Annotated in this window: 1 protein-coding gene and 1 pseudogene; one reads left to right on the top strand and one right to left on the bottom strand. The window is 43.7% G+C overall.

The window, feature by feature from the left end; translation table 11 throughout:
- Window positions 1-70: 70 nt before the first annotated feature.
- Window positions 71-565 carry a pyridoxamine 5'-phosphate oxidase family protein gene (locus tag ACTXGO_RS13060; protein ID WP_443574825.1) on the bottom strand — a complete coding sequence of 165 codons (495 nt, stop codon included), beginning with the start codon at window positions 563-565 and terminating at the stop codon, window positions 71-73.
- A gap of 295 nt (window positions 566-860) precedes the next feature.
- On the opposite strand from ACTXGO_RS13060, the pseudogene ACTXGO_RS13055 reads away from it, so the two are divergent.
- Window positions 861-1,926: pseudogene (locus tag ACTXGO_RS13055) on the top strand (phosphoribosylformylglycinamidine synthase); the annotation flags it as partial.

The following is a 1,926-nucleotide window of genomic DNA, read 5'->3' as shown; positions in this document are numbered from 1 at the left end:
AGCCTTAAGTCATAAAAAAACGCCAGCAAAATAAATTTACTGACGTTAAAGTGATGTGCTATCAGTTATATTACAAAGAGATATTGAACTGCTCACCCATATCTTCAGCGGTTTTACCTTCTTGTAGCGCAGCTGATACCATTTTGAACATATTGACTGTAGAGCTACCACTTATCCAGCATTCAACGCCGTGTGGCACTACTTTGATCAGTTGTACTTCGTCATCATCAATACCTTGCTCAAACCATGCATTATAGACAGGTGACCATAGCTCTTCTAACTTGGCTCTATCCGTTAGTAATTCAGCATTCGCGCTCACTGAGACGTAGTTTTTTTCGTCTTGCGTTGCATAAGACAAACCAACCTTTGGATTGTTTTGAATGTCTTTGACAACATCAGATGATTTATCACCAATGAACCAAATCTCCCTACCACCGATGCTGGTTTCACTAGTAGTCATCGGCCAAGCATGAACATCACCTTTGCTATTAACGGTGCTCATCATGGCAAATTTTACGTCTTTAATCACGTCTTGTACTTTATCAATTTGCTCTTGCTTAGTCATAATATATCCTTATTAGATTAAAGTTATTGTGGTTTTAAATGATTAACTGGTTGTAGAATAACGATAGAGGTGCCTGTAGTTATATAGGCTGCCCGTAATGCGATGTGAGCGTTTGTAAGCTGTATAAGGGTTAGGTAAAATTTGAGTGCGCTTATTACTCAAAACCAGCTCCGTTAATCAGCAAATTTTCTGGCTTTTACCTGATTATTACAAGGCTTCTTGTTATAATGCGCAGACCCTTGACTCTATATAGCAGCGCGTCTGCTATAGCCTATATCTTAGGAAACCTGCCTTTATGATGACTATCGCCGGACAGCCGTTTTTGACCGACTTTCAGACCCAGCAACTCATCACTCAATTTGCCCAAAAGACTGATCTCAATGTCACCCAAATCGATACTCAGCAAGTCTATGTGTTATCGCGTGAGCTAAACGCTGATGAGCACCAAAAGGCGCTGGATCTATTGGGTGTAAAAAGTGAGACGTCTCTTAATAGTGCAAAAGATCAGCAAATCCAAGTGGTTGTCAGTCCGCGTTTTGGGACGATATCGCCGTGGGCAAGTAAAGCGACGGATATCTTTAATAACTGCGAGCTTAAAATCAATCGTATTGAGCGCGTGATCGTTTATACGCTCACGCTAGAAGGCAGTGCTCAAAAGAAACTATCGAGCGCTGCTGAGCGTTTATTGTTTGATCGTATGACGCAAAGTTTGGTCTATGATTTGGCAAAAGTAAGCCAGCTGTTCGATGATGAACCACCAGCCACGCTCAATCATATCGATGTCATCGGACAAGGTCAGTCAGCGCTAGAGTCCGCTAATACCCAATTTGGCTTTGCGTTATCGAGTGAAGATATTGATTACTTGATGAATGCCTACGTCAATGAATTGGGGCGCAATCCTACCGACGTTGAGCTGATGATGTTTGCGCAGGCCAACTCTGAGCATTGCCGCCACAAAATCTTTAATGCTGAGTGGACCGTCGATGGCAAGGTAAAGCCCAAATCGCTGTTCCAAATGATTAAGAACACTTATCAGGCGAGTCCAGAAGGTATTTTGTCGGCCTATAAAGACAATGCAGCGGTAATGGCAGGGGCTGAGGGTATGCGTTTTTATCCTATTCCTACTGATCCTCAAGATCCTAATTCTGCGCATCCATATGATTTTCATCAAGAAGCTATCGATATTCTTATGAAAGTCGAAACCCATAACCATCCCACGGCGATTGCTCCTTATGCGGGCGCAGCGACGGGGGCGGGCGGTGAGATTCGTGATGAAGGCGCAACGGGTCGCGGCGGCAAACCAAAAGCGGGTCTAACAGGCTTTCATGTCTCGCATCTGCACATTCCAGAGCTTGCCGAGA

It is taken from the genome of Psychrobacter sp. T6-1, from assembly GCF_052258445.1.
Note: the sequence above shows the minus strand (reverse complement) of the source record. Positions and strands in the feature narration are given on the sequence as shown.